The following is a 25,111-nucleotide window of genomic DNA, read 5'->3' on the forward strand; positions in this document are numbered from 1 at the left end:
GATGCCATCGGTATAAATGAACAAAGGCCCGGCATTGCCGGGCCTTTGCGGTGCCACGAACCATGGGTGCGTCTTAATCGCGCACGCGGTCGCAGCGAAAACGTCTAGCGCGCTTTTCCGCGCGTAAACAGGTTGATGATCAACAGCAGGACAACTGCACCGATGAATGCGGTGACCAGGAAGCCCAGCGTACCGCCGCCCAGGCCGAAACCGATCTGCGGCAACAGCCAGCCGCCGAGGAACCCGCCAATGATGCCGACGATGACGTTGAGGATGATGCCTTGCGAACCATCGCGTTTCATCACGATGCTGGCTAGCCAGCCCGCGATACCGCCAACAATCAGATAGATCAGGAAATTCATCGAGCGTACTCCTTGCTTCAAGGTGGAAGGGCGCTCCCGCATCTATGCAGGAACAGTTGAACGTAACTTCTCAACTGAAACGATTTAAGGCTTCGTTATGTGAAGCCGCTGTTAACCCGCGTCCTGGTGGGGCCCTCTCCGTGTTGGCCTGTTAGATAGCGCAAATCGCCGGCGCTTGCACGCCGCCGCGCAACAGGAAAATGTGAGATGCGAAGGCGCCATCGGCTACATTGGTACGCATGCCGAACCTGCCTTCCGAAACCCCTGTCCGCCTGTGGTTGTTGCGTCACCCCCGGCGCGAACGCGGCGAGCCCTACGTGCGCCCTCTGCTTTGCGAGGCGCTGGGATGCGACGACGACGAGTTGCCCCTGTCCCGTGGCAACGAAGGCCGTCCTTTGCTGGGATCTCCTTATCAACGCTATGACGCGGGCTGGAGCCATAGCGGCGATGCGCTACTGCTGGCGCTGGGGGAATCGGTCCAGCTTGGCGTGGACATCGAACAGATCCGGCCGCGTCCACGCGCGCGGCAACTCGCGCAGCGATTCTTCCATCCCGACGAAGTGCGTTGGCTGGCTACTCAGAACGAAGACACGATGGAGTTTTCCTTCGTCCGACTGTGGTGCGCGAAAGAAGCGGTACTCAAGGCCCATGGCAAAGGCTTGTCGTTCGGGCTGGAGAAGTTGGTGTTCGCCGAAACCGGCGATGATCTGCAGCTGATCCATTGCGACTTCGCGCTCGGACGACCGCAGGATTGGACATTGCGCGAATGGACGCCCTTGCCGGGCTACCACGCCGCGTTGGCGTGGCGCTCCGCAGGCGCCGAATAGTCCCCGGACGTCTGCGATACTGGAGGCGATGAATACCTCCTCTTTCCCCAAAGCGCTGCATGACGACCTCAATAGCGGCCTCGCTACGCTGGGTCTCGATGCCGACGCGTTGTCGCCGCCGCTGCTCGCCTACCTGGCCCTGCTGGATCGCTGGAACCGCACTTACAACCTCACCGCGATTCGCGACCCGCGCGAGATGGTGGTCCGTCACCTGCTCGATTCGCTGGCGATGCATCCCTTCGTCGAAAGCGAGGCGCTGGCCGACCTGGGAACCGGCCCCGGCCTGCCCGGCATCCCGCTGGCGATCGCCAAGCCGCGACTGCAGGTCACGCTGGTGGAAAGCAACGGCAAGAAGGCCCGTTTCCTGCGCGAAGCCGTACGCACGCTGGGGCTGGCCAACGCGCGGGTCGCCGAATCCCGTGCCGAAGCGCTGGAGGAGCCAGGGGCCTACGACGCCATCACCGCCCGCGCGCTGAATACGCTGGCGGGAATAATCGAGGTGGGTGGTCATTTGCTTAAACCCGGCGGAAAGCTGCTGGCGATGAAGGGCGTACGACCGGATGAGGAAATGGCCGCATTGCCTGAGGGTTGGACGGTTTCAGCCGTAAACGCCTTGACGGTTCCAGGATTGGTCGGCGAACGCCACTTGGTGATCGTCGACCGCGATGCATGATCGGCCTCCCCCTTTGCAAAAGGGGGATTGAGGGGGATTTGCTGTTCGCGCCAAGAGCAAATCCCCCATAGCCCCCTTTCCCAAAGGGGGCAGAGCAGTAACCGCGCTCTTCCGGGGCCTGCTTAGAGCCCCAAAATCCAAAGCCGGAACATGATTCCCCCAAAGTTCCACGCTTCATCCCGCATAATCCCCGACCCACGACGGTTCCACGAGGCAGCCCACGCATGGCCCGCATCATCGCCATCGCCAACCAGAAAGGCGGGGTCGGCAAGACCACCACCGCGGTCAACCTGGCCGCCGCGCTGGCGCGCGCGCCCAAGCGCGTACTGCTGGTGGACCTGGATTCGCAGGGCAACGCCACCATGGGCAGCGGTATCGAAAAACGCGAGTTGGAAGCTTCCAGCTACGACGTACTGCTGCAGGAAGCCGACGCGCGCTCGGTGATCGTGAAGACGCCGGAAGACTTCGACCTGATGCCCGGCAACATCGACCTGACCGCCGCCGAGATCCAGCTGATGGAGATCGAAGGCCGCGAACAGCGCCTCAAGGTCGCATTGGATCCGCTGCGCGACGACTACGACTTCATCCTCATCGACTGCCCGCCGGCGCTGTCGCTGTTGACGCTCAACGCGCTGACCGCGGCCGACTCGGTACTGGTGCCGATGCAGTGCGAGTACTACGCGCTGGAAGGACTCAGCGCGCTGATGGAAACCATCGAAGCGCTGAAGGCGCGTCTGAACCCGGGACTGGAAGTGGAAGGCGTGCTGCGCACCATGTTCGACGTGCGCAACAATCTGGCCAACGCGGTCTCCGGCGAGTTGATCACGCACTTCGGCGACAAAGTGTTCCGCACCATCGTGCCGCGCAACGTGCGCGTGGCCGAGGCGCCCAGCCACGGCCAGAGCATCGTCGGCTACGACCGGGCCTCGCGCGGTGGAGTCGCCTATCTGGGCCTGGCCGGCGAGATCCTGCGCCGACAGGCCGACCGCAACAAACAGCAAGCGAAATATCTGGAGAACGCGTAAATGTCCGCACCCAAACAAACGCCGGCGAAAAAGCGCGGCCTGGGCCGTGGCCTGGAAGCGCTGCTCGGCCCCAAGGCGGCCGCCACCGCCCCCCCCGAGGCGCAGCCCGGCGAACGCCTGCGCCAGATCCCGGTCAAGCAGCTGCAGCCTGGTAAGTACCAGCCACGCATGGGCATGGATCCGGCCAAGCTGAGCGAGCTGGCCGAGTCGATCAAGGCCCAGGGCGTGATCCAGCCGATCGTGGTGCGCGAGCTGTCGTCGGGCCCCGGTGGAAAGGTGATGTACGAGATCGTGGCCGGCGAACGCCGCTGGCGCGCCTCGCAGGAAGCCGGCCTGGCCGATGTGCCGGTGGTGGTCCGCGAGCTGGACGACCGCACCGTCATCGCCATGGCGTTGATCGAGAACATCCAGCGCGAAGACCTCAATCCGCTGGAAGAGGCGCAGTCCCTGCAGCGCCTGATCGGCGAATTTTCCCTGACCCATGCCGAGGCCGCCGAAGCGGTGGGCCGTTCCCGCGCCGCGGTTTCCAATCTACTGCGCCTGTTGGAACTGCCGCCGGCCATCCGCGCCCTGTTGGAAGCGCGCCGCCTGGAGATGGGCCATGCCCGCGCCCTGCTGACCCTTTCGCCGGATCTGGCCAGCAAACTGGCTACCGAGGCCGCCGACCAGGGCTGGTCGGTGCGCGAAGTGGAGCACCGCGCCCAGCAGTTCGCGGCGGGCAAGGTACCGGTCAACGGCGGCCGCAAAGCCAAGCCCGGCAAGGCAGCGCCTCAGGCCGACATCGCCTCGCTGGAGACCGAGCTGTCCGAATCCCTGGGCACCAAGGTCAGCATCGCCCATGGCCGCGGCGGCAAGGGCAAGCTGGTAATCCACTACACCGATCTGGACACCCTGGACGGGGTGCTGGAGCGGTTGCGGGGATCGGTCACCGCGGGCTGACTGCAGCTGTGGGAGCGGCGTCCCGCCGCGAGCTCTTGATCCTCCTCCTGTAACCGAGCCAGAGCTCGCGGCGGGACGCCGCTCCCACGCCCCTTCCGTAAGTGTTTGCGCCACAAGGGAAAGCCGGGCATAATGCGCGGCTCGCTGCGTCCGGTTTGATCCGGATTCGCGCCCGGAAGTGCGATTCCGGCCCGCCCCGGCAGCAGAACTTTTGACCCGTATCGCGCGATGGCCGCACCTGTTCCAGGTGATCCGTCGGGGCCGCCGTTCTCCTGGCTAAGGAGGGCAACCAACACTATCGAGGTGCGTAATGTCCCGCGTATGCCAAGTGTCCGGCAAGCGTGTGATGACGGGTAACAACGTCAGCCACGCCAACAACAAAACCCGTCGTCGCTTCCTGCCCAATCTGCACGAGCGCCGTTTCTGGGTCGCCAGCGAAAACCGCTGGATCAAGCTGAAGGTTTCCGCGCATTCGCTGCGCACCATCGACAAGAACGGCATCGATTCCGTTCTGGCTGAGCTGCGCGCGCGCGGCGAAAAGGTCTGAGGAGATAAGACATGGCAGGCAAACGCGACAAGATCCGCATGATTTCCTCGGCCGATACGGGCCACTTCTACACCACGGACAAGAACAAGAAAAACACTCCGGGCAAGATGGAGATGAAGAAGTACGATCCCGTGGTGCGCAAGCACGTGATGTACAAGGAAGGCAAGATCAAGTGACGCATTGGCCCGCGCGCTAGCGCGGCTTTGCCAATGCGTCATCCCCGCGCAGGCGGGGATCCAGCGCCTTACAAGACAAACCCGCCGAAAGGCGGGTTTGTCGTTTGTGGTCCACAAAAACAATCCTTAACCAAGCATCGCTCTTGCCCCCTCCCTTGCGAAGCAGGGAGGGCTGGGGAGGGGTGCTCTTCGCGACAAACCTTCTCGAGATTAATTTCGCCGAAGACTTCGCGCTGCATCAACTCAGAACCAAGGGTCAGACCCAAAGGCAAAAGCAAAAGCACCCCTCCCCAACCCTCCCCTGTTTCGCAAGGGAGGGGGCCTGTCAGCGCTGCTTCCTTCAAAGAGCGACTGCGGCACTAGTACTACCTCGCACTTTGTCCTTTCCCCCGCCACCCCGCAGAATCGCCCCATGAACGCCTTCCTCCATCAGTTCGCGGAATGGGCCACGCCCTTTTCCGCAGGCGTGTGGCTGCTGGCGCTGGACTGGGTGATCCGCCTGGCGGCGCTGCTGTGGATTCCCACCCGCACCACGCCGGCGGCGGCGCGCAGCTGGCTGTTGCTGGTCGGCTTCCTGCCATTGGTGGGCCTGCCGCTGTATCTGTTGTTCGGTCATCCCTGGCTGTCCAGGGAACGCGTGCGGCGGCAGACCCTGGCGTCGAGCGTGATCCGCGAGGAACAGGCGCCGCACGGCGCGCTACGCTGGTTGCCGCACGGCAGCGACACCGCCAGCGAAATGGTGCCGCTGGTGGAACGGCTGGGCGATTTCATGCCTACCCACGGCAACGCCATCCAATTGCTCGACGACTACGCGGCTTCATTGAAAGCGCTGCTGGCCGACATCGACGGCGCCAGCGAGCGTGTGCATCTGCTGTATTACCTGCTGTTCGACGACGCCGTCGGCGATGCCGTATGCCAGTCGCTGGAACGCGCCGCGGCCCGCGGCGTGCAGTGCCGGTTGCTGTTGGATGCCGTCGGCGCCAAGCGTGGATTGCGTCGCTATGCGCGACGGTTGCGCAAGGCCGGCGTGGAAGTGCACGTGATGCTGCCGGGCGGCCTGCGCTGGCGGCGCAGCGGGCGCATGGATCTGCGCAACCACCGCAAGGTGGCGGTGATCGACAGCTGCGCCGGCTACGTGGGGTCGCAGAACCTCGCCGCGCCGGATTTCGTACCTGGCTTCCCCAATCGGGAACTGGTGGCGCGCGTGGAGGGCCCAGTAGTGGCGCACCTGGAAGGCGTGTTCGCCAGCGACTGGTACATCGAAACCGGCCAACGGTTGCAGGTGAAGCCCGTGCCTGCGGCGAGCAGCGCCAACATCGCGATGCAATTGCTGCCCAGCGGACCGGCCTACCCGTTCGAGAACGCGCGCGACACGGTCAACGCACTGATCCATCTCGCCCAGCGCAAGCTGGTGCTGACTACGCCCTACTTCGTTCCCGACGACGCCACCTTGAGCGCGCTGCGCATCGCCGCGTTGTCGGGCGTGGACGTGCAGTTGATCCTGTCGGCCAGCAACAACCAGCGGCTTACGGCCTGGGCGCAGGATTCGTACTACAACGAGCTATTGGCCAGTGGGGTGAAGATCGCGCTGTACCGTCCACACTTTCTCCATGCCAAACATCTGAGCGTAGACGATGAAATCGCGCTGGTCGGCTCGATCAACCTGGACATCCGATCCTTCGCGCTGAACGCGGAGATCGGCCTGCTCTGCTACGACCGCGGCGTGGTCGCGCGCATGCGTGAGGTGGAAGCCGATTATCTGGACCACGCGGACATCATCACCCTGGATACCTGGCGACGCCGCGCTACGTGGAAGCGCAGCCGTGAAGGCATCGCGCGATTGGCCGATTCGTTGATGTAAGGCCTCCCCCTTTGGAAAAAGGGTGATCGAGGGGGATTTGCTTTTGGCGCCAAGAGCAAATCCCCCGTAGCCCCCTTTTCCAAAGGGGACAAAGCGCGAGCGTTGCGAGTCATCCCCTACAATATTGCGATGACGACACAGCTCCCGTCCCGCCCTTTCGATATCGCCATCATCGGCGGCGGCGCGGGGGGCGTACTCACGGCCATCCATGCGCTACGCCTGGCCGACGCCGGCATCCGCATCGTGTTGATCGAACCCACCGCGCGGCTCGCGCAAGGCGTGGCTTACGCCACCACCCATGCCGAACACCTGCTCAACGTGCCGGCACGGAGAATGAGCGCATTCGAAGACAAGCCGGACGACTTCGTGGATTTTTTGGTGGCGCGCGAAGGCGAGAGCGCGCGCGACGTCATCGCGGTGTCGTATGCGCAACGCAGGCACTACGGCGACTACCTGCGCGACCGCTTGCAGCAAGCGCGCGAAACCACGTCCGCGCATTTCGAAGTGCGGCAGGACAGGGTGACCGGCCTGGACGACGACGGCGTACTGCAGCTGGAACTCGAATCGGGCAGCACGATCCGTGCCCGCGGCATGGCGATGGCGGTCGGCAACAATCCCAAACCCCTGCCTGCCCGCGGCGCCTCCGGATTGCCGAGACAGTCGGTCCTGGAAGCCTGGGACTTCGATGCGATCAAGCAGATACCCGCCGACGCGGAAATCTGTATCGCCGGCTCCGGGCTGAGCATGGTCGACACGGCGCTGAGTCTGGTCGCCAACGGCCATCGCGGCCGTGTGCACGTGCTGTCGCGGCACGCGCTGCTGCCGCTTGCGCACACCAAGCATGCGGTGGCCGACTTCGACGCCGAGGTGCTGCTGGCGATGCCGTTGCGCCAGCGTATGCGCGTCTTGCGAAAAGCAGCCAGCGAGGCGGACCGGCAAGGTCTGCCATGGCAGGCGGTGATGGAAAGCGCGCGTCCGCTGGTGCAGAACCTGTGGCGCACGCTCTCCCACGACGACCAGCGGCGCTTTCTGCGGCACGTGGTGCGCTACTGGGACGTGCACCGCCACCGCATCGCGCCGCAAGTGCATGCGCAACTCGAAGCGCTGCAAACCAGTGGCCAGCTGCGGCTGCACCGCGGTCGCCTGCAGACCGTGAACCGCGAAGGGGAGCGCGTCCGCGTCACCTTGATGATGCGCGATCGGCGTACGCAGGAACTCGATGTGGATCGTGTCGTCAACGCCACCGGCGTGGAGATGCGCGCGCAACTGATGCGCAATCCGCTGCTTTCCGATCTTCTGGGCAAAGGCAACGCCCGGCCCGGTCCGCACGGCATCGGCATCGACACCGCCAGCGATGGCGACCTGGTCAATGCCGAAGGCGAAGCGCTGCCTGGCGTGATCGTGGTCGGCAGTCTCCGCATCGGCCGGCTGTGGGAAAGCATCGCCGTGCCCGAACTCCGTATCCAAGCGGAAGACGCCGCGCGACGACTGTTGGCGCTTCCGCAGGCGCCGGCAGGAGCAACGTCCCCCAAGGGGACTTCCTTCGGGGCGTAAGTCGCGAAACGTTCCACCCGGCGATTTCAGAAATTAAGAGCTTCGCGACTGACGTCGCTCCTACAAGGGCGCGGCGAGGGCTTGCAAGGCGCGCGCCAACTGCACGTCAGGCGGCAAGTCGACCGGCAGCACCACGACATCGTCCTCGCCGGCGGGCTCCTCCAGCGTGGCGAACTGGCTGTCGAGCAGTGTCACCGGCATGTAGTGGCCGCTACGCTCGCGCATGCGCTGGCCGATCAGCGCCGCCTCGCCGTGCAGAAACAGGAACCGCAGCGGCAGTCCCGTGGCGCGCAGCATGTCGCGGTGCTGGCGGCGCAGTCCGGAGAAGGCAAGGCTCACGCGCGCACCGTCGGCCACGCGGCGTTGCAGGTCAGTGGCAATGCGCGCCGCCCACGGCTGGCGCATCTCGTCGGTCAGCGGCTGGCCGCTGGCCATCAACGCCCTAGCCTCGTCGCTGTGGAAATCGTCGGCATCGAGGAAGGTCGCCTCCCATGCGTCGGCCAACGCACGCGCCAGCGTGGTCTTGCCGCTGCCGGACACGCCCATCACCACGGCCACGCGCACCTCGCTCATGCCGGCCCCGCTTCACTCGGTAGTTCAACGCGGACCCGGTAGCGACGCCCGGCCTCGATGCCGGAGAAGGTATCGCCTTCCAGCCATTGGCTATCGATCGCGACGCGGGCGTCGGTGCGGCCGGCGACGCGTTCGATCTCTACTTCGAACTCGGCATCGCGGAACCGCCGCCAGGCGCGTGCACGCGACCAGTGCGAGGGTAGCTGCGGTGCGATCCGCAGCGCCTGGCCGTCGCCGCGGAGACCGAACAGTTCCTCCACCAGGCAGCGGTACATCCATGCCGCAGTGCCGGTGTTGAACAGCTGACTGGAGCGGCCGGCGGTGCGCGGATGCAGACGCCACGCGCCGCGGTAGTAGTTGGGCACGAACACCGGCAACTGCCCGCGCTGCAGGCAGTCCTCCAGATCGGGGCCAGATAGCATCGCGCGCAATACGCGCCAGGCACGATCCGCCTCACCGGCTTTGTACAGGCTATGCAGGTAGAACGCGGCGGCGTGGTTGTAGACCGCGCCGTTCTCGGCCGAACCGGGAAACTTCTGGGTCAGCCGACCGACGTCTTCGCGCATGCCGGTGTAGGGCGGATCGAGCATGGCCACGCCGTACGGCGAGACCAGTTGCGCGTCGACCGCGGCCAGCAGCCGCGCGCGACGCGGCGCGTCGGCGGCGCCGCTGAGCATGGCCCAGCTCTGCGGGTTGAGGTAGATGCGGCCTTCGCTATCGGCGCGCACGCCGAACACCACGCCGTCGTCGGTGATGCCGCGACCGTACCAGTCGCCATCCCACAAGTGGGCGTTGACCGCGGCATTGAGTGCTTCGGCGCCGGCTTCGAAGTGCGCGGCTTGCGCGGCGCGCCCGCTGCGTGCGCAGACAGCGGCCCACAGGCGCAGCGCATGCGCGCTCGCCAGCGACAGCCAGCCGGACACGCCTCGTCCCTTCCAGCCGACCATATTCATCGGATCGCACCAGTCGCCCTGGGCGATGTAACTGAGCCCGCGCGCGTCGCGCGCCTGCAGCAGCCAGTCCATCGCCCGGTCGATGCGCTCGGCGACGCTGGCCGCATTGCCCTCGCGGTCCGTCACCGTCGCCTCGAGCAAGGCGTCGTCGCCGGTTTCGTCCAGGTAGGCCTGCAGGCACACCGGCAGCCACACGCAGTGGTCGGTGTGCGGCACCTGGTTGATGTACTTCAGTTCCGCACCTTCGATCAGCAGGATGCCATCGGGCATCGCCCCACTGGGCTCCTGCTGCGACAGCGCGTGCAAGAAGGCTGCCCGCGCCGTCTGCGGCCGCAAATAGGCCATGCCCATGTGGTCTTGCAAGTAGTTGCGGGTCTGCGGGTCGGTGGTCAGGCGGTTGCAATCGCCGTGGTAATAGACCTGTCGCGGCAGCCAGTGGTTGGCGAAGTCGTCCAGCCACGGATCCGGAGTTTCGATCCGCAGGCAGCCGCGGCCCTCGTCCAGGTAGGAGGAGTGGGCGGTGGCGGCGTCAGCGAAACCCTGCTCGGACAGATAGCGTGCACGGAGCTCAGCGATCTCGACGTCGTCGCGGGCCGGGGCGAACACGAAGCGGAATGTTTCCTCGCCTTCCGCCGCCAGGGCAAGGCGGTACTGCAGCACCGCCGCTGGCGTCTCGTACAGCGCATCGCCGCCGGTCAACCGCTCATGCGCAATGATGGCCATCGGTGCGTGCAATCCGCCTTCGCCTTCGAATCCGGCCTGATTCGCTTCCCAGGCATCGGGCTGGCGCTCGTGCAACAGCACGGTCCGGTCCTTGAAGTCGCGTTGGCGGAAGTAGTCGGCCACCTTCTGGTACGGAGTGACGCTGTCGCAGACGATCCCGCCCAGGTCCGCGCGATAGCGGCCGGATTGGTTCATCCACGACAGATAGCCGACCGGGAAGTACGGATACAGGCTGATCCGGCGCGCGCGGCCGGAGCGGTTGCGCACGCGCACGGTCCACAGTTCGGCCACGTCTTCCGGCGGCAACCGCACCGACATTTCCACCTCGATGCCATCGCATTGCACAGTCCAAGCGACGTCGCCCTGGCCGACCGAGAAGGCGAACGCGTCCGGCGCGCGGTTCACCGGCGCGTGCGGCGCGGAAAACAGCAGGCCGCCCTCCTCGTCCTTGACGTAGCAGAAGCGGCCGGGATGGTGCGCGTAGTACGGCTGCTCCGGCTGCATGAAGCTTTTGGCCTCCAGCGTCGGCGCATGCGCGTACTTGGCCGGCTCCGGCTGCATGAACTGCGCGGTAGCGTAGCCACGACAGTTCAGTTGCAGCAGCATCCGCCGGTTCCACAAGAAGGTGGAGGCCTGTGGCATCGCGGTGGGACTGCTCAGGACGAAGCGCCGGCCCTGTTCCTGGAAGCCATAAGGGAGGGCCGTGTCGACAACACCGCTCATTCCGCCGTCTCCCGGCGCGCTTGCAGTTCCGCCTGGACCCGCGCCAGCGCCGCATCATTGAGCGGGTAGGCTTTCATCACCCACACCGCCACCAGCGCCACCACGCCCGGGATCACGGTCAGCAGCAACACGATGCCCAGGCGCGAGGCGTCCGACTGAGCCTGGTTGGCGACGTAACCCATAGCCGCCAACATCCAGGCGATCGCCGCCGACGCCACTGCGCCGCCCATTTTCTGCGAGAACGTCGCGGCGGCGAAGGTCATCGCGGTGGCCCGGCGCCCGGTCTTCCACTCGGTGTAATCGGCGCAATCGGCATACATGGAGAACGCCAGCGGCGACTTCGGCCCGAGCAGCAACCCGACCAGGGTGTTGAGCGCGAACATCACCCAGATCTGCTCCCTGGGCACGAAGTACATCGCGCAGCTGATCACGCCGACCCCGGCCATCAGCCCCATCATCAGCCGGCGCTTGTCCAGCAGACGGGTCAGCAGCGGCGTCAGCGCCGCGCCGATAGCCAGCGCCACCGAATAGCTACCGAGAAACAGGCCGGTCAGCTCCGGCCGGCTTACGTAGTACTTGAGGTAGTACACCAGCGAGCCGCTACGCATCACGATCGTCACCATGATCACCAACGCCAGCACGAACAGCACCAGCCAGGGTTTGTTGCTCAGCAGGTCGAGCACATCCTGGCGCATCGTGCTGCGCTGTTGCGGCGGCGGCTCGATCCGTTCGCGGGTGTTGGCGAACACCGCCACGAAGGTGGCGACCGCCACGACCCCGTACAGGACCATGGTCAGCTGCCAGCCCAGCTGCTCGTCGCCGCGGCCGAGCCAGCGCACCAGGTCCAGGGTCAGCCAGTTGACCAGGGTGGTGCCGGCGAAGGCGGCGATGAAACGGAAACTGATCAGGGTGGTGCGTTGCTGACTGTCGGCGGTCATGACTCCGGACAGCGCCGAGTACGGCATGCTCAGCACGGTGTAGACGAACATCATCAGAGTGAAGGTGGCGTAGGCCCACAGCAGACGCCCGCCGCCCTCCAGGTCCGGGACCGTCCAGGTCAGCACGCCGGTGATCGCAAGGGGTACTGCGGCGAACAGCAGGTACGGCCGGAAACGGCCCCAACGGGTACGGGTGCGATCGGCGATCGCGCCCATAAACGGGTCGGCCACCGCATCGACCAGTTTGGTCACCAGCATCATCGTGCCGACCGCACCGGCGGCCAGGCCCATCACGTCGGTGTAGAAGATCAGCAGGAAGGCCGAGATGTTGGCCCAATAGAGATTGAAGCCGAAGTCGCCGATGCCGTAGCTGACCTTCTCGCGCAACGGCAGGCGCACTCCGTCCGCGGTCGCGCGCTTGTTTCCGGCGGGTGCCGGGTCCTGGTCCTGCGTCATGCGTTTTGCTCCGGAAGACCGGCATGTTGGCGCACCTCGCGCGCATGCACCGGCTGTTGACCGCATTTCAGCTTGCCGACATCGTGCAGCGCAGGCAAGCAGACAGTCCGCGCGATGCGACACGGCATACACTCGCAGGCCCAAGATACGGAGCGCCGCATTGGTTTCCAGCTGGATCCTGCTGTTGGTATCGATCGGCTACGCCGCGCTGCTGTTCGGCGTGGCGTGGTGGGGCGACCGGCGCCCGATGTATCCGGATCGCCCCTGGTTGCGTCCGGTGGTCTACAGCCTGGCGCTGGCGGTCTATTGCTCCTCGTGGACGTTCTACGGCGCGGTCGGCAGCGCGGTGCGCAACGGCATCGGCTACCTGCCGATCTATCTGGGCCCGCTGCTGCTGCTGCTGTTCGGCTGGCGCATCATCGAACGGTTGGCGCTGATCGCACGCAGCCAGAACACCGTCTCCATCGCCGATTTCATTTCCTCGCGCTACGGCCGCTCGCGTCGCCTTGCGGCATTGGTCACGGTGATCGCGCTGATCGGCGTGGTGCCGTACCTGGCGCTGCAGTACAAGGCGGTGGCGCTCAGCTTGGGCGTGCTCACCGGCCAGAACGCGCAGAACACCGGCTTCTTCACCGATCCTGCGTTGTATGTCGCTTTGTTGATGGCGCTGTTCGCCGCGCTGTTCGGCACCCGGCAGGTGGACGCCACCGAGCACCACCACGGCATGATGCTGGCCATCGCGCTGGAATCGGTGGTGAAGCTGGTGGCGATCGTGATCGTGGGCGTGTTCGCGTATGTGTGGTTGGGCGGCCAGGTGCTGCACGTGGAACAGTCCGCGCGGACCTTGTTCGAGAACGCGCCGCCGGTGGGTTTCTTCACCCAGACTTTGCTTGGCTTCCTGGCCATCGTCTGCCTGCCGCGCCAGTTCCATGTGGCCGTGGTGGAATGCAGCGACGTCGGCGACATCCGCAAGGCGCGCTGGCTGTTCGGCATTTATCTGGTGCTGATCTCGGTGATGGTGGTGCCGATCGCCGCTGCGGGCGTGGCGATGTTCGGCAGCAGCAGCGGAATCGCCAGCGATACCTTCGTATTGGCGCTCCCGCTGACCGCCGGCAACAACGCGTTGGCGCTGGTGGCGTACATCGGCGGATTCTCGGCGGCCACGGGCATGGTCATCGTGGCTAGCATCGCCCTGGCCACCATGGTCAGCAACGATCTGGTGATGCCGGTGCTGCTGCGGCGCGGTTGGGCCGAACGCCATGCCGAGGCCGACGTGGCCTCGCGCGTGCTGTGGATACGCCGCTTCGCGATCCTGATGCTGGCGTTGTGCGCCTATGCCTACTACCGCACCAGCAGCAACGACAATTCGCTGGCGTCGTATGGGCTCATCGCTTTCGCGGCGGTCGCGCAGTTCGCGCCCGGGCTGATCGGCGGCCTGTACTGGCGCGGCGCCAGTCGGCGCGGTGTGGAAATCGGCATGCTGGTCGGCTTCGCCACCTGGATCTACACGCTGCTGCTGCCGACCTTGTCGGCCTCCGGCTGGCTGGGGCCGGAATGGCTGCAGACCGGACCGTACGGCATCCACTGGCTACGCCCCCAGCAGCTGTTCAACCTAACCGGTTGGGATCCTCTGACCCACGGCACCTTCTGGTCGCTGCTGCTCAATACCGGCGTGATGATGCTGGTGTCGGCACGCTGGCGCCCCAGCGTGGACGAACGCCTGCGCATCGCGCCATTCCTCGATCCATATGCGCAGCGGCAGGCGCTGGTGGCCAGCGAATGGCCGGGCAACGTGCGCGTGTCGGACCTGCTGTCGCTGGCCGAGCGCATCGTCGGCGAACGCCACGCGCGGCGCGCTTTCGCCGAACAAGCCACGACGCTGCAACGCGAACTGCAACCCGCCGCCGCCGCCGACCGCGCCTGGGTGCAGTTCACCGAACGGCTGCTGGCCGCGGCCATCGGTGCGGCCTCGGCGCGCCTGGTATTGACCAGCGTGCTGCGCGGGTCGGGCATGGAATTGGGCGAAGTGGTGGCGGTGCTGGATGAGGCGGGACAGGAACTACGCTTCAATCGCGAGATCCTTTCCACCACGCTGGAGAACATCAGTTCGGGCGTGAGCGTGGTCGATCCGGACATGCGCCTGGTGGCCTGGAACCGCCGTTACCAGCTGATGTTCGGCTATCCGCAGGGCATGCTGTACGTGGGTCGCCCGGTGGCCGATTTGATCCGCTACAACGCCGAGCGCGGCGAGTTGGGAGGCGGCGATTTGGAAGAACAGATCGCCAAGCGCATCAGCTACATGCGCGTCGGTTCGCCGCATATCTTCGAACGCGTGCGCAGCGACGGCAGCGTGATCGAGATGCGCGGCCAGGCGCTGCCGGGTGGTGGTTACGTCACCAGCTACAACGACATCACCGACTTCAAGCGTGCCGAGAATGCACTGTTGGAAGCCAACGAGAACCTGGAGCAACGCGTGGCCGATCGCGGGCGCGAAGCCGAGGCTGCGCAGCAGTCGAAGACGCGCTTCCTGGCCGCGATCAGCCACGACGTGCTGCAACCGCTGAACGCGGCGCGGCTGTTCACCTCGGCACTGCGCGACAGCGACGAACCGGCCGAACAGCGCCACCTGGCCGAGCGTGTCGACGCTTCCTTGCGTGCAGCGGAGGAGCTGCTGGACGGCCTGTTGGATGTCTCGCGCCTGGATGCGGGCGGCATGCACACCGAGATCAGCGACTTCGACGCCGGCGCGCTGTTGCGCGAACTCGCTTCGCAATACGTGCCGGTCGCCGCTGGTCGCGGTCTCGATCTGCGGGTGCACGCCTCTGCGCGACCCGTGCGCAGCGATCGCCGGCTGCTGCGCCGCGTGCTGCAGAACTTCATCGCCAATGCGCTGCGCTACACCCGCAGCGGCCGTATCGTGCTGGGCATCCGCCTGCGCGGACAGAACCTGGAACTTCAGGTCTGGGATACCGGCCCGGGCATTCCCGAGCACCACATGCGCCAGATCTTCGATGAATTCCATCGCTACCCGCAGCCCTTCGACTGGGGCGAACAGGGGCTGGGGCTGGGGCTATCCATCTGCCAACGCATCTCGCGGCTGCTCGGCCACGACCTGGACGCGCGCAGCCGGGTCGGCCACGGCAGCATGTTCTCGATCACGGTACCGCGCGCGGCAGCCGCTGCCGATGCCGTTCTTGAGCCCGCACCCTCGCTGCGCGCCGCGGACTCCCTGGCGGGGTTGCGTGTGCTGTGCGTGGACAACGACCAGGAAATCTTGGACGGCATGCGCGCGCTGCTGGGCCGTTGGCAGGTGGAAGTGATCACGGCGGCCACCGTGGACGAAGCCTTGCAGAAGATCGATCAGGCGCCGGCGGTGATGCTGGTCGACTACCACCTCCACGACCGGATGGACGGACTGGAAACCCTGGACGCTCTGCAGGCCGCCAGCGCGACGCCGATCACCGGCGCGCTGCTGACCGCCGACGGCCGCGACGAGCTCAAGCAACGCGCGCGCGATCGCGGTTACCGACTGCTGACCAAACCGGTGAAGCCGGCCTCGTTGCGTGCGTTCCTGGCTGCGCACCACCAGACGCTCGCGGTGTGAGCGGTGGTCGCTAGGCGTCGACCCGGGACCGTGCGGCATAAGGCGGGCGTTGTGGAATTTTCGCCACTTCGATGCAGTCGCGGCCCTTGCGTTTGGCTGCGTACAAGGCGGCGTCCGCCGCACTGATCCAGTCGGTCACGTTAGCGATCGAATGATTGATTTCGGCCAGGCCGATGCTGACCGTGCATCTGAGGTCGATGCCTGGGAACACGTACGCCGCGACCTGCCTGCGCAGGCGTTCGGCGGCGACGATGGCTTCTTCCCAACGGGTCTCGGGCATGACGATGCCGAACTCGTCGCCGCCGTAACGCCCGCCGGTGTCCATGTCGCGCAGGCAGGCCTTCATCAGGCGCGCGAATTCCTCGATCACCGCATCGCCGACGGTATGGCCGTAGCCGTCGTTGATCTGTTTGAAATAATCGATGTCGATCATGATTAGCACCGCCGGCCGGCCGGCGCGCACGAAGCGGTTGAACTCCATGTTGGCCTCGTACTGCCACTGCTGCCGGTTCATCAGGCCGGTGGCGGCGTCGAAGCGCGAGGTCTTCTCGAACATGCGCTTCTGGCGCAGCGTCTGCTGCGCCAGCAGGCGGCTGGCGGCGCCGATGGCCAGCGGGTACACGATCAGCAGCGGCAGGCAGGCCAGCATGGTGCGGTAAGTGGTGTAGGGTTCGAAGCGGAAGCCCATCAAGGCGCTGGTAACCAAGCACGTCAGCGCCATCAGCGCCAGGTTCTTGGCGCCGAAGCGGCGGCCACCGACGATCACCTTGTCCATGATCAGCATTACCGCCAGCAGCACGCTGGGTAGGGTGTCGAAGGCCATCACCGCGATCCAGAAGCCGCCGAAAGCGGCGTCGATCAGCAGGTTGCGGTATTCGGCCTGGATCGGATCGCGGCTGCGCAGGACATGCGCATAAGCCAGGTGCGGCCAGACCAGACCGTCGAACAGCAGCAGTCCCCACAGCCAGGAGGCAGCGCCGTGCTGGTGCATGACCGCGGCCACGCACAGCACGCCGATCGCCAGCCCGATGACGCGCAGCGGGTAGATGCGCCTGCCGAAATTGATACGACGGGATTCGTCGCGATCGCTGTCCATCACCGCCTATCCGGAAAGCCGGCACGCACCAGGCGGCCCCTTCGCAACATCGTAGCGCGGCCAGGCGGGCAACTCGGGTGCGATCTGTGACCGACGCTGCATTTCCCCGCCCAACGCAGGTCCGTCGATCCACTACGGGAAAGACGTCAGTCCTGCTCTTCCGGCGGCAACACCATGGCCTCGGGATCGACCGACAGGCGTCCGGCCATCAACACCGCCTGGGTGCGATTGGTGACGCCCAGTTTGCGCAGGACGGCAGTGACATGCGCTTTGATGGTGGCCTCGGACACGCCCAAGTCGTAGGCGATCTGTTTGTTCAAACGGCCCGCGCCCAGCATTTGCAGGACCCGGAACTGCTGCGGAGTGAGCTCGCGCAAGCGCTGGGCCACTTCGTATTCGTCGCGGCCGATCCCGGGCGCGGCGAGCGCTTCCGGCGGTGCCCAGCGTTCGCCGTCCAACACCAGGCCGATGGCTTCGCCGATCGTTTCCGAAGCGGCCGACTTGGGAATGAAACCTAAGGCGCCGTGATCCAGCGCACGACGCATCACGCTGGGTTCCTCGCGCGCGGACACCACCACTACCGGCAGCTGCGGATGCAGCACGCGCAGGTGCACGAGCGCGTTGAAACCCTGCGCGCCCGGCATGTTGAGGTCCATCAGCAGCAGATCGGCATCGGGATGCGCGTCGACCAGGGCGTAGAGCGCGTCGACGCTATCGGCTTCGTGCAGTTTCACCCCCGGCATCACCCGCTGCACCGCACCGCGCAGGGCTTCGCGGAATAGAGGGTGATCGTCGGCGATGAGCAGAGTGGTCATGAGCCTCGTTGTCAGTGGAAAGTGACTTCTGTCCGTTCGTCATCCCAGCGAACGCTGGGATCCATTTTGATCTGGCCTTGAGACGACTACCATCCGACTAAAGTCAAGATGGATCCCAGCGTTCGCTGGGATGACGACGGAGAGCGCATCGCGGATCGCTGCTTCAAGGCTTATTTCACTTTGCGCTCGGCCACCAGCGATTCCACCACCGAAGGATCGGCCAGTGTAGAGGTGTCGCCCAGCTGATCCGGCGCGTTCTCGGCGATCTTGCGCAGGATGCGGCGCATGATCTTGCCCGAACGCGTTTTCGGCAGACCTGGCGCCCATTGCAGATGGTCGGGTGAGGCGATCGGTCCGATCTCCTTGCGTACCCAGGCGACCAGTTCCTTCTGCAGCTCGTCGGTCTGGGCTTCGCCCGCGATCAGGGTGACGTAGGCGTAAATGCCCTGGCCCTTGATGTCGTGCGGGAACCCGACCACGGCGGCCTCGGCCACCTTCGGATGCGAAACCAGCGCGCTTTCCACTTCGGCGGTCCCGATACGGTGGCCGCTGACGTTGATCACATCGTCGACGCGGCCGGTGATCCAGTAGTAGCCGTCTTCATCGCGACGGCAGCCGTCCCCGGTGAAATAGGTGCCCGGATAAGTGCGGAAATAGGTATCGATGAAACGCGGATGATCTCCATAGACCGTGCGCATCTGGCCGGGCCAGGAATCGAGCAGCACCAGATTGCCTTCTGCCGCGCCTTCCAGGAATTCGCCATTGGCGTCGACCAGCGCCGGACGCACGCCGAAGAAAGGCAACGTGGCCGAACCGGGCTTGAGGTCGATGGCGCCGGCCAACGGGGTGATCAGGATGCCGCCGGTTTCGGTCTGCCACCAGGTGTCCACGATGGGGCAGCGCGAATCGCCCACCACCTCGTAGTACCAGCGCCAGGCTTCGGGGTTGATCGGCTCGCCGACGCTGCCCAGCAAGCGCAACGAACTGCGCGAGGTCCGCTTCACCGGCGCTTCGCCTTCGCGCATCAGCGCGCGGATGGCGGTCGGTGCGGTGTAGAAGATCGTGACCCGGTGCTTGTCGATCACTTCCCAGAAGCGCGACACGTTCGGATAGTTGGGCACGCCTTCGAACATCACCGCGGTGGCGCCGTTGGCCAGCGGCCCGTAGACGATGTAGCTGTGGCCGGTGACCCAGCCCACGTCCGCGGTGCACCAGTAGATGTCGTCTTCACGTAGGTCGAACACGGCTTCATGGGTATAGCTGGCGAACAGTAGATAGCCGCCGGTGGTATGCAACACGCCCTTCGGTTTGCCGGTGGAGCCGGAGGTGTAGAGGATGAACAGAGGATCTTCCGCATTCATCCGTTCGGGTTCGCATTCGGCCGGCTGGCCTTCGACCACCGCATCGAACCAGCGGTCGCGCGGCATCTGCATGTCCACCGCGCCGCCGGTGTGCCGCACCACCAGCACGGTTTCCACCGTGCTGGTGCCGGGCAGTTTCAGCGCGGCGTCTACATTCGCTTTCAGCGGCACCTTCTTGCCGCCGCGCAGGCCTTCGTCGGCGGTGATGATGAGCTTGCTGGCGCAGTCGGCCACGCGGTCGGCGATGGAATTGGGAGCGAAGCCGCCGAACACCACCGAGTGGATGGCGCCGATGCGGGCGCAGGCCAGCATCGCCACGGCGGCGTCGGGAATCATCGGCAGATAGATGGTGACCCGATCGCCTTTCTGCACGCCTAAGTTGCGCAAGGCATTCCCCAGCCGGCAGACGCGCTCGTACAGCTCGCGATAGCTGACGTTGTAGGACGGGCTGTCGGGACTGTCGGGTTCGAACAGCAATGCGGTCTTGTCGCCGCGCGTCGCCAGCTGCCGGTCCAGACAGTTGACGCTGGCGTTCAATTCGCCATCGGCGAACCAGCGGATATGGAAGTCCTTGAGGTCGTAGCTGACATCCTTTATCTGGGTCGGCGGCTTGAACCAGTCGAGCCGGGTCGCGGCCCGTCCCCAGAATTTTTCCGGGTCTTCGATGGATTCGCGATAGTCGCGTTGGTAGCCGTCGCGGTCGATGCGCGCCTTGGCGGCGAATTCCGGGTTGACGGGATATTCCGAATTGACGGCGTGCGGATCAGACATGGGCCCCTCCCTGCAGACCAGTGCTGCAAGCGCTCTTGATGGTGATGGACAGGATGTAATGGAGCAATCGGCGTCAGTTTGACGCATTCGCCGATGACGCGTTGCAGCAATGCCCTTAGACCATCGTCGTACCCGCGCGTAACAGCTGGCGTTCATGCAGCCGCTTTCGACTAATGGCGAATAGGCGCGGCCGATGGCGGCGCGCAGTCTGCGGCGCAACCGTGCGCTCTGCGCGGCCCATCACGCATTATCGGGAGAGGGATAATGAGCAAACGCATCGCATCGATGTCGCGCCGTCCGTTGGCCGCGGCACTGTTCGTCGCGCTGATCGCGCCGGGCATGGCTTTCGCTGAAACGGCGAAGGAAAAGGAACTCGAAGCACGCATCGCCCAGCTGGAGCAACAAGTCCAGGCCTTGCTGTCTTCGCAGCAGCAGCAACAGACGGCGATCGCCGAAACCCAGACCCAGATCACCGAGGTCAAAACCGCGCAATCGGCGCCGGCCGATGGCAAGCCGCGCATCCAGACCGGGCCGATCATGCCGGGCGCCAATCCTGGAACGTCGTTCACCTACGGCGGATTCATCAAGATGGACGGCATGTACACCGACACCAGCGATGGGCGCATCGCCGATGGTTCGTCGGGACGCCTGTTCTATCTGCCCAGCAGCATTCCGGTTGGCGGCCCCACCGCCGACGGCGGCGATCCGTACACCGACTACCACGCGCAGTTCTCGCGCTTCTGGTTCAGCGCCGACCACACCACTGACAAGGGCGACAAGATCAAGGCGTATATCGAAGCCGATATGTTCGGCGGCGGCAGCAACGCGCTGGCCGGCAACGAAACAGCGACCAACACTTATGCGGTTTCGCTGCGCCAGGCCTATGTGAGCTGGAACAACTGGCTGGCCGGCCAGACCTGGTCCAACTTCCAGGACGTGGCGGCGTTGCCTGACGCGGTGGACTTCGTCGGCACCACCGACGGCACCATCTTCGTACGTCAGGCGCAATTGAGGTACACCAAGGGACCGTGGTCGTTCTCGCTGGAGAACCCGCAGACCACGATCACGCCTTATCTCAACAGCACCGCACGCTTCAACAGCGGGGACAACGTAGCGCCGGACGTCACAGCGCGCTGGATCACCAAAGGCGATTGGGGCCATTTCACCGTCGCCGGCATGGTGCGGCAGTTCAAGTACCTGGACGAAACCGAGACCGGCGGCGCGGTCAGCGTCTCGGGCAAATTCAACCTGGGCAAGAGCGACGACCTTCGCTATGCGGTTAACGCCGGCAGCGGCATCGGCCGGTACCTGGCGTTCGGCCTGGGCAGCGATGTTGTGCTCGACGCCAACGGCGAGCTCAACGCGCTGGATGGCTATGGCGCATTCGTGGCCTGGCGCCACGTGTTCTCGCCCAAGCTGCGCGGCAATCTGATGTATTCGGCGGCGATGTTCGACAACGACAAGGCCATCACCGGCTTCGGCGTGACCGAACGCGCTCAGTCGTACCACGCCAACCTGATCTATTCGCCGTTCCCGAAACTGGACATCGGCGCCGAACTGATCTTCGGCCAGCGTGCGCTCGAGGACGACCGCGAAGGCGATCTGCGCCGCATCCACACCCACGTCAAATACAGCTTCTAACGGGGAAACGACATGTCCACAACAGCAAACGCCGCATTGCCCGCGGGCAAACCGCTGACCGCAGGCCACAAGAAGGTTATTTTCGCCTCGAGCCTAGGCACAGTGTTCGAGTGGTACGACTTCTATCTGTACGGATCGCTCGCCGCGATCATCGCCAAGCAATTCTTCTCGGCGTTGAATCCGGCCAGCGCCTTCATCTTCGCATTGCTCGCCTTCGCCGCGGGTTTCGCGGTGCGTCCGTTCGGCGCGTTGGTATTCGGCCGCATCGGCGACATGATCGGCCGCAAGTACACGTTCCTGATCACCATCGTGATCATGGGCCTGTCGACGTTCCTGGTGGGCATATTGCCCAGCTACGCCAGCATAGGAGTGGCCGCACCGGTGATCCTGATCGGTTTGCGTCTGCTGCAAGGCCTGGCTTTGGGCGGTGAATACGGCGGTGCCGCTACTTATGTCGCCGAGCATGCGCCGCACGGCAAGCGCGGCTTCTACACCAGCTTCATCCAGACCACGGCGACCTTGGGCTTATTCTTGTCGCTGCTGGTGATCTTGGGCTGCCGCTATTTCCTGGGCACGGAGGCATTCGAAGCCTGGGGCTGGCGGATTCCGTTCCTGGTATCGGTGGTGTTGCTGGGCGTGTCGGTGTGGATCCGTCTGCAATTGAGCGAATCGCCGCTGTTCCAGGAAATGAAGGATCAGGGCAAGACCTCCAAAGCGCCGATCACCGAGAGCTTCTTCTCCAAGAACGGCAAGATCGCGTTGCTGGCGCTGCTCGGCGCCACTGCAGGCCAAGCCGTGGTCTGGTATGCAGGCCAGTTCTATGCGCTGTTCTTCCTGACCCAGACGCTGAAGATCGACGCCACCACAGCCAACCTGCTGATCGCCGGCGGCCTCATCATCGGCACGCCGTTCTTCATCTTTTTCGGCTGGTGGTCCGACAAGATCGGGCGCAAGCCGATCATCCTCGGCGGCTGCCTGATTGCCGCGCTGACCTTCTTCCCGATCTTCAAGGGACTCACCCACTACGGCAATCCAGCCATGGAGGAAGCGGTAGCGACCAGCCCGGTAGTGGTAGTCGCCGATCCGGCGGCCTGCAGCTTCCAGTTCGACCCGGTGGGCAAAAAGGTATTCACCAACAGCTGCGATATCGCCAAGGCCGCACTGGCCAAGGCGGGCGTCACCTATTCCAACCAAGATGCACCGGCCGGTACGGTCGCGCACATCAACGTCGGTCAGGCGCGGGTGGAAGCGTTCGAGGGCGCGGGTATGGATCCGGCCGCGTTCAAGACGCGCTCGGAGGATTTCGGCAAGGCGCTGAAGGCCGACCTGACCACCGCCGGCTACCCGGAGAAGGCCGATCCGGCACGCATCAACAAACCGATGGTGCTGCTGTTGCTGACCCTCCTGGTGATCTACGTGACCATGGTCTACGGCCCGATCGCGGCGTGGTTGGTGGAGCTATTCCCCACCAAGATCCGCTACACCTCGATGTCGCTGCCGTACCACATCGGCAATGGCTGGTTCGGCGGCTTCCTGCCTACCATCGCCTTCGCGATGGTGGTGGCCAGCGGCAATATCTACCAAGGCCTGTGGTATCCGATCGTGATCGCGGCGATGACCCTGGTGATCGGCACGCTATTTCTGCCGGAAACCAAGGACGTGGATATCACCAAGTAAGCCTCACCCACGTCGCCGGACCCAAAGTCCGGAATTGTCTGGCGTCGACTCGCAAGGGTCGGCGCTTTTTTTATGATCTCTGAAGACAGCGACAGCGAGTGCCGGCATGCATGCGGCGCCGGCATCACCCTCACCGGAACTCGAACTCCGGCTACTGCGGCGGTGCGGCGAGCTCTCTGGCGCTCAGATGGCCATCACGATTGACGTCCTGTTTGTTGAACGTGGCGGCCAAGCGCTCGCGATGCTGCGTGCGGGTGATGGTCTGACCCTTGCCGCCGGGCAGTTCGTCCGCGGTCAGCACGCCGTCGCGGTTTCCGTCGCGCGCATCAAAGGCGTAGCTCATCCAGTCCAGGTATTCGGTCAGACTGACTCGGCCGTCGCCATCGTTGTCCATGCGGGCCAAGTAATCGCTGGTCGCATCAACCTGTGCCTGCGCCAGGCACGGCAGCAGCGCCAAAACAATGAAGCCGGAACGCTTCATCAATGCGCGGCCAGCGCGTAACCTTTCAGCCGCATCGAATAGTCCTGCAGCGCACGGATGCCGCTGGCCTCCGCTTCATGGCACCAGACCTGCAGTTGCTTCAAGCGTTCCGACGCGTCGTTCGTACGCGCTTCCAGCACCGCGGCCAGACGCGCGCGGTGTTCGATCAGCGCCTGGATGCGGGGACGTTGCGAGACCCATTTATGCAGTTGTTCGCGCGCTTCCGGTTTCAGCCAGCGGCCGTCGTCGGCCAGGCCCTTGCGCAGCCGGCGCGGCAACAGCCGGCGCAGCTTCTCGCCGGCAAGACGCGCCTCTTCTTTCAACGCGGGTTTCAGCACGTTGCGCTGGTATTCGGTCATGGCCAGGAAGCGGTGCGACAGCAAGGCCTTCAAAGTATCGCCATCGGGCACGGAGATATTCGGACGAATGTCCAGGGTGGGCGCCACGCGCAACACCTTGGCCAGGCCGACCGCTTCCATCGCCTTGATCGCGACCCAGCCGATATCCACTTCCCAACGCCGCATCGAAAAGCGCGCCGAGCTAGGGAACGCATGGTGGTTGTTGTGCAATTCCTCACCGCCTATCCACACGCCCCATGGAGTCAGGTTGGTGGAGGTGTCGGCCGATTCGAAATTACGGTAGCCCCACCAATGCCCCAGGCCGTTGACCACGCCGGCGGCCCAGAATGGGATCCAAGCCATCTGGATGGCCCATAGCGCGATGCCCGGTATGCCGAACAGCATCGAATTCACGAACAGTAGTGCGATCGGACCGACGGTGGGGTGCGCGGTGTAGAGATGGCGTTCGATCCAGTCGTCCGGCGCGCCCTTACCGTACTGCTCGATATCGGCGCGCTGCCAGCGCGCTTCCCGGTACAGCTCGACGCCGCGCCAGAACACATTGCCGATGCCCTTGAACTGCGGGCTGTGCGGATCTTCCTCGGTTTCCACCTTGGCGTGGTGCTTGCGATGGATCGCCATCCACTCCTTGGTGATCATAGAGGTGGTGAGCCAGGTCCAAAAACGGAAGAAATGGCTGACCAGGGGATGGAAATCCACCCCTCGGTGCGCTTGGCTGCGGTGCAGGTACAAGGTGACCGAGAAGATGGTCAGTTGGGTAAATACCAATAGCACTCCCAGCATTCCCAGCCAGCCCAACCCCAGCAGGCCTCCGGACAGGAAGTCGAACAGGAAATCGGGCATTACGAGCGCTCCAGCAATAGGGGCCCCGGTGGATCCGGCGGCGACAGCACAATGATGGGGGCAGTTGCGGCAAACTTCACCCATCGGCGGCGTATGGTGTTCATTCGTCGCACTGCCCTTTCGCTTTTTCGAA

20 protein-coding genes are annotated in these 25,111 nt (G+C 64.7%); 11 read left to right on the top strand and 9 right to left on the bottom strand.

The genetic code is table 11. From position 1 onward, the window contains the following. Positions 1-104: 104 nt before the first annotated feature. Positions 105-362: a GlsB/YeaQ/YmgE family stress response membrane protein gene (locus tag AC1DTQ_RS05800; RefSeq protein WP_477848580.1), complete on the bottom strand. Its 258-nt coding sequence runs from the start codon at positions 360-362 to the stop codon at positions 105-107. A 239-nt stretch (positions 363-601) separates the two neighbouring features. On the opposite strand from AC1DTQ_RS05800, the gene AC1DTQ_RS05805 reads away from it, so the two are divergent. The 8 genes from AC1DTQ_RS05805 (at position 602) to AC1DTQ_RS05840 (ending at position 7,964) form a co-directional block, all read left to right on the top strand. Beyond that, positions 602-1,189: a 4'-phosphopantetheinyl transferase family protein gene (locus AC1DTQ_RS05805; RefSeq protein ID WP_477848581.1), complete on the top strand. Its 588-nt coding sequence runs from the start codon at positions 602-604 to the stop codon at positions 1,187-1,189. Between the two features lie 28 nt (positions 1,190-1,217). Continuing rightward, positions 1,218-1,862, top strand: a complete 645-nt coding sequence (rsmG, locus tag AC1DTQ_RS05810; RefSeq protein ID WP_477848582.1) for a 16S rRNA (guanine(527)-N(7))-methyltransferase RsmG — start codon at positions 1,218-1,220, stop codon at positions 1,860-1,862. 224 nt (positions 1,863-2,086) lie between these two features. Next, positions 2,087-2,887 (top strand): ParA family protein, encoded by an 801-nt coding sequence (locus tag AC1DTQ_RS05815; RefSeq protein WP_477848583.1) that lies wholly within the window; start codon positions 2,087-2,089, stop codon positions 2,885-2,887. Continuing rightward, positions 2,888-3,826 (top strand): ParB/RepB/Spo0J family partition protein, encoded by a 939-nt coding sequence (locus tag AC1DTQ_RS05820; RefSeq protein ID WP_477848584.1) that lies wholly within the window; start codon positions 2,888-2,890, stop codon positions 3,824-3,826. It abuts the gene before it with no gap. A gap of 310 nt (positions 3,827-4,136) precedes the next feature. Beyond that, on the top strand, positions 4,137-4,373 hold the full coding sequence (gene rpmB, locus AC1DTQ_RS05825) for a 50S ribosomal protein L28 (protein WP_093288990.1): 237 nt from the start codon (positions 4,137-4,139) through the stop codon (positions 4,371-4,373). 11 nt (positions 4,374-4,384) lie between these two features. After that, entirely contained in the window at positions 4,385-4,549 is a 165-nt protein-coding gene (gene rpmG / locus AC1DTQ_RS05830; protein ID WP_310093158.1) for a 50S ribosomal protein L33, read from the top strand. 412 nt (positions 4,550-4,961) lie between these two features. Beyond that, positions 4,962-6,410, top strand: coding sequence for a cardiolipin synthase (gene cls, locus AC1DTQ_RS05835; RefSeq protein WP_477848585.1), 1,449 nt, complete (start codon positions 4,962-4,964; stop codon positions 6,408-6,410). Between the two features lie 129 nt (positions 6,411-6,539). Next, positions 6,540-7,964 (top strand): FAD/NAD(P)-binding protein, encoded by a 1,425-nt coding sequence (locus tag AC1DTQ_RS05840; protein ID WP_477848586.1) that lies wholly within the window; start codon positions 6,540-6,542, stop codon positions 7,962-7,964. Positions 7,965-8,024: 60 nt separating this feature from the next. Here AC1DTQ_RS05840 and AC1DTQ_RS05845 read toward each other — a convergent pair whose 3' ends face one another. From AC1DTQ_RS05845 to AC1DTQ_RS05855, 3 genes are read right to left on the bottom strand one after another with little or no spacing between them, the layout of a single operon-like run. After that, positions 8,025-8,537: a gluconokinase gene (locus tag AC1DTQ_RS05845; RefSeq protein WP_477848587.1), complete on the bottom strand. Its 513-nt coding sequence runs from the start codon at positions 8,535-8,537 to the stop codon at positions 8,025-8,027. Continuing rightward, positions 8,534-10,936, bottom strand: a complete 2,403-nt coding sequence (locus AC1DTQ_RS05850; protein WP_477848588.1) for a GH36-type glycosyl hydrolase domain-containing protein — start codon at positions 10,934-10,936, stop codon at positions 8,534-8,536. The genes AC1DTQ_RS05845 and AC1DTQ_RS05850 overlap by 4 nt, the downstream gene beginning before the upstream one ends. Continuing rightward, on the bottom strand, positions 10,933-12,330 hold the full coding sequence (locus AC1DTQ_RS05855) for an MFS transporter (protein WP_477848589.1): 1,398 nt from the start codon (positions 12,328-12,330) through the stop codon (positions 10,933-10,935). The genes AC1DTQ_RS05850 and AC1DTQ_RS05855 overlap by 4 nt, the downstream gene beginning before the upstream one ends. A gap of 160 nt (positions 12,331-12,490) precedes the next feature. On the opposite strand from AC1DTQ_RS05855, the gene AC1DTQ_RS05860 reads away from it, so the two are divergent. After that, complete coding sequence (locus AC1DTQ_RS05860; RefSeq protein ID WP_477848590.1) at positions 12,491-15,934, top strand: NahK/ErcS family hybrid sensor histidine kinase/response regulator; 3,444 nt, start codon at positions 12,491-12,493, stop codon at positions 15,932-15,934. A 10-nt stretch (positions 15,935-15,944) separates the two neighbouring features. On the opposite strand, the gene AC1DTQ_RS05865 is transcribed toward AC1DTQ_RS05860, so the two are convergent. From AC1DTQ_RS05865 to acs, 3 genes are all read right to left on the bottom strand, one after another. Next, complete coding sequence (locus AC1DTQ_RS05865) at positions 15,945-17,030, bottom strand: diguanylate cyclase (protein ID WP_477848591.1); 1,086 nt, start codon at positions 17,028-17,030, stop codon at positions 15,945-15,947. Positions 17,031-17,176: 146 nt separating this feature from the next. Further along, entirely contained in the window at positions 17,177-17,845 is a 669-nt protein-coding gene (locus AC1DTQ_RS05870; protein WP_477848592.1) for a response regulator transcription factor, read from the bottom strand. Positions 17,846-18,015: 170 nt separating this feature from the next. After that, positions 18,016-20,064 (bottom strand): acetate--CoA ligase, encoded by a 2,049-nt coding sequence (acs, locus tag AC1DTQ_RS05875; RefSeq protein ID WP_477848593.1) that lies wholly within the window; start codon positions 20,062-20,064, stop codon positions 18,016-18,018. A gap of 177 nt (positions 20,065-20,241) precedes the next feature. Between acs and AC1DTQ_RS05880 the strand changes: the two genes are divergently transcribed. Both AC1DTQ_RS05880 and AC1DTQ_RS05885 read left to right on the top strand, forming a co-directional pair. Beyond that, positions 20,242-21,618, top strand: a complete 1,377-nt coding sequence (locus AC1DTQ_RS05880) for a DcaP family trimeric outer membrane transporter (RefSeq protein WP_477848594.1) — start codon at positions 20,242-20,244, stop codon at positions 21,616-21,618. Positions 21,619-21,630: 12 nt separating this feature from the next. Beyond that, positions 21,631-23,295 (top strand): MFS transporter, encoded by a 1,665-nt coding sequence (locus AC1DTQ_RS05885; protein ID WP_477848595.1) that lies wholly within the window; start codon positions 21,631-21,633, stop codon positions 23,293-23,295. Between the two features lie 151 nt (positions 23,296-23,446). On the opposite strand, the gene AC1DTQ_RS05890 is transcribed toward AC1DTQ_RS05885, so the two are convergent. Together AC1DTQ_RS05890 and AC1DTQ_RS05895 are read right to left on the bottom strand one after the other, a co-directional pair. After that, complete coding sequence (locus AC1DTQ_RS05890; RefSeq protein WP_477848596.1) at positions 23,447-23,776, bottom strand: EF-hand domain-containing protein; 330 nt, start codon at positions 23,774-23,776, stop codon at positions 23,447-23,449. Beyond that, complete coding sequence (locus tag AC1DTQ_RS05895; RefSeq protein ID WP_477848597.1) at positions 23,776-24,978, bottom strand: DesA family fatty acid desaturase; 1,203 nt, start codon at positions 24,976-24,978, stop codon at positions 23,776-23,778. Before AC1DTQ_RS05895 ends, AC1DTQ_RS05890 begins: the two co-directional genes overlap by 1 nt. Between the last annotated feature and the right edge of the window lie 133 nt (positions 24,979-25,111).

It is taken from the genome of Pseudoxanthomonas sp. P4_B2, assembly GCF_056402315.1.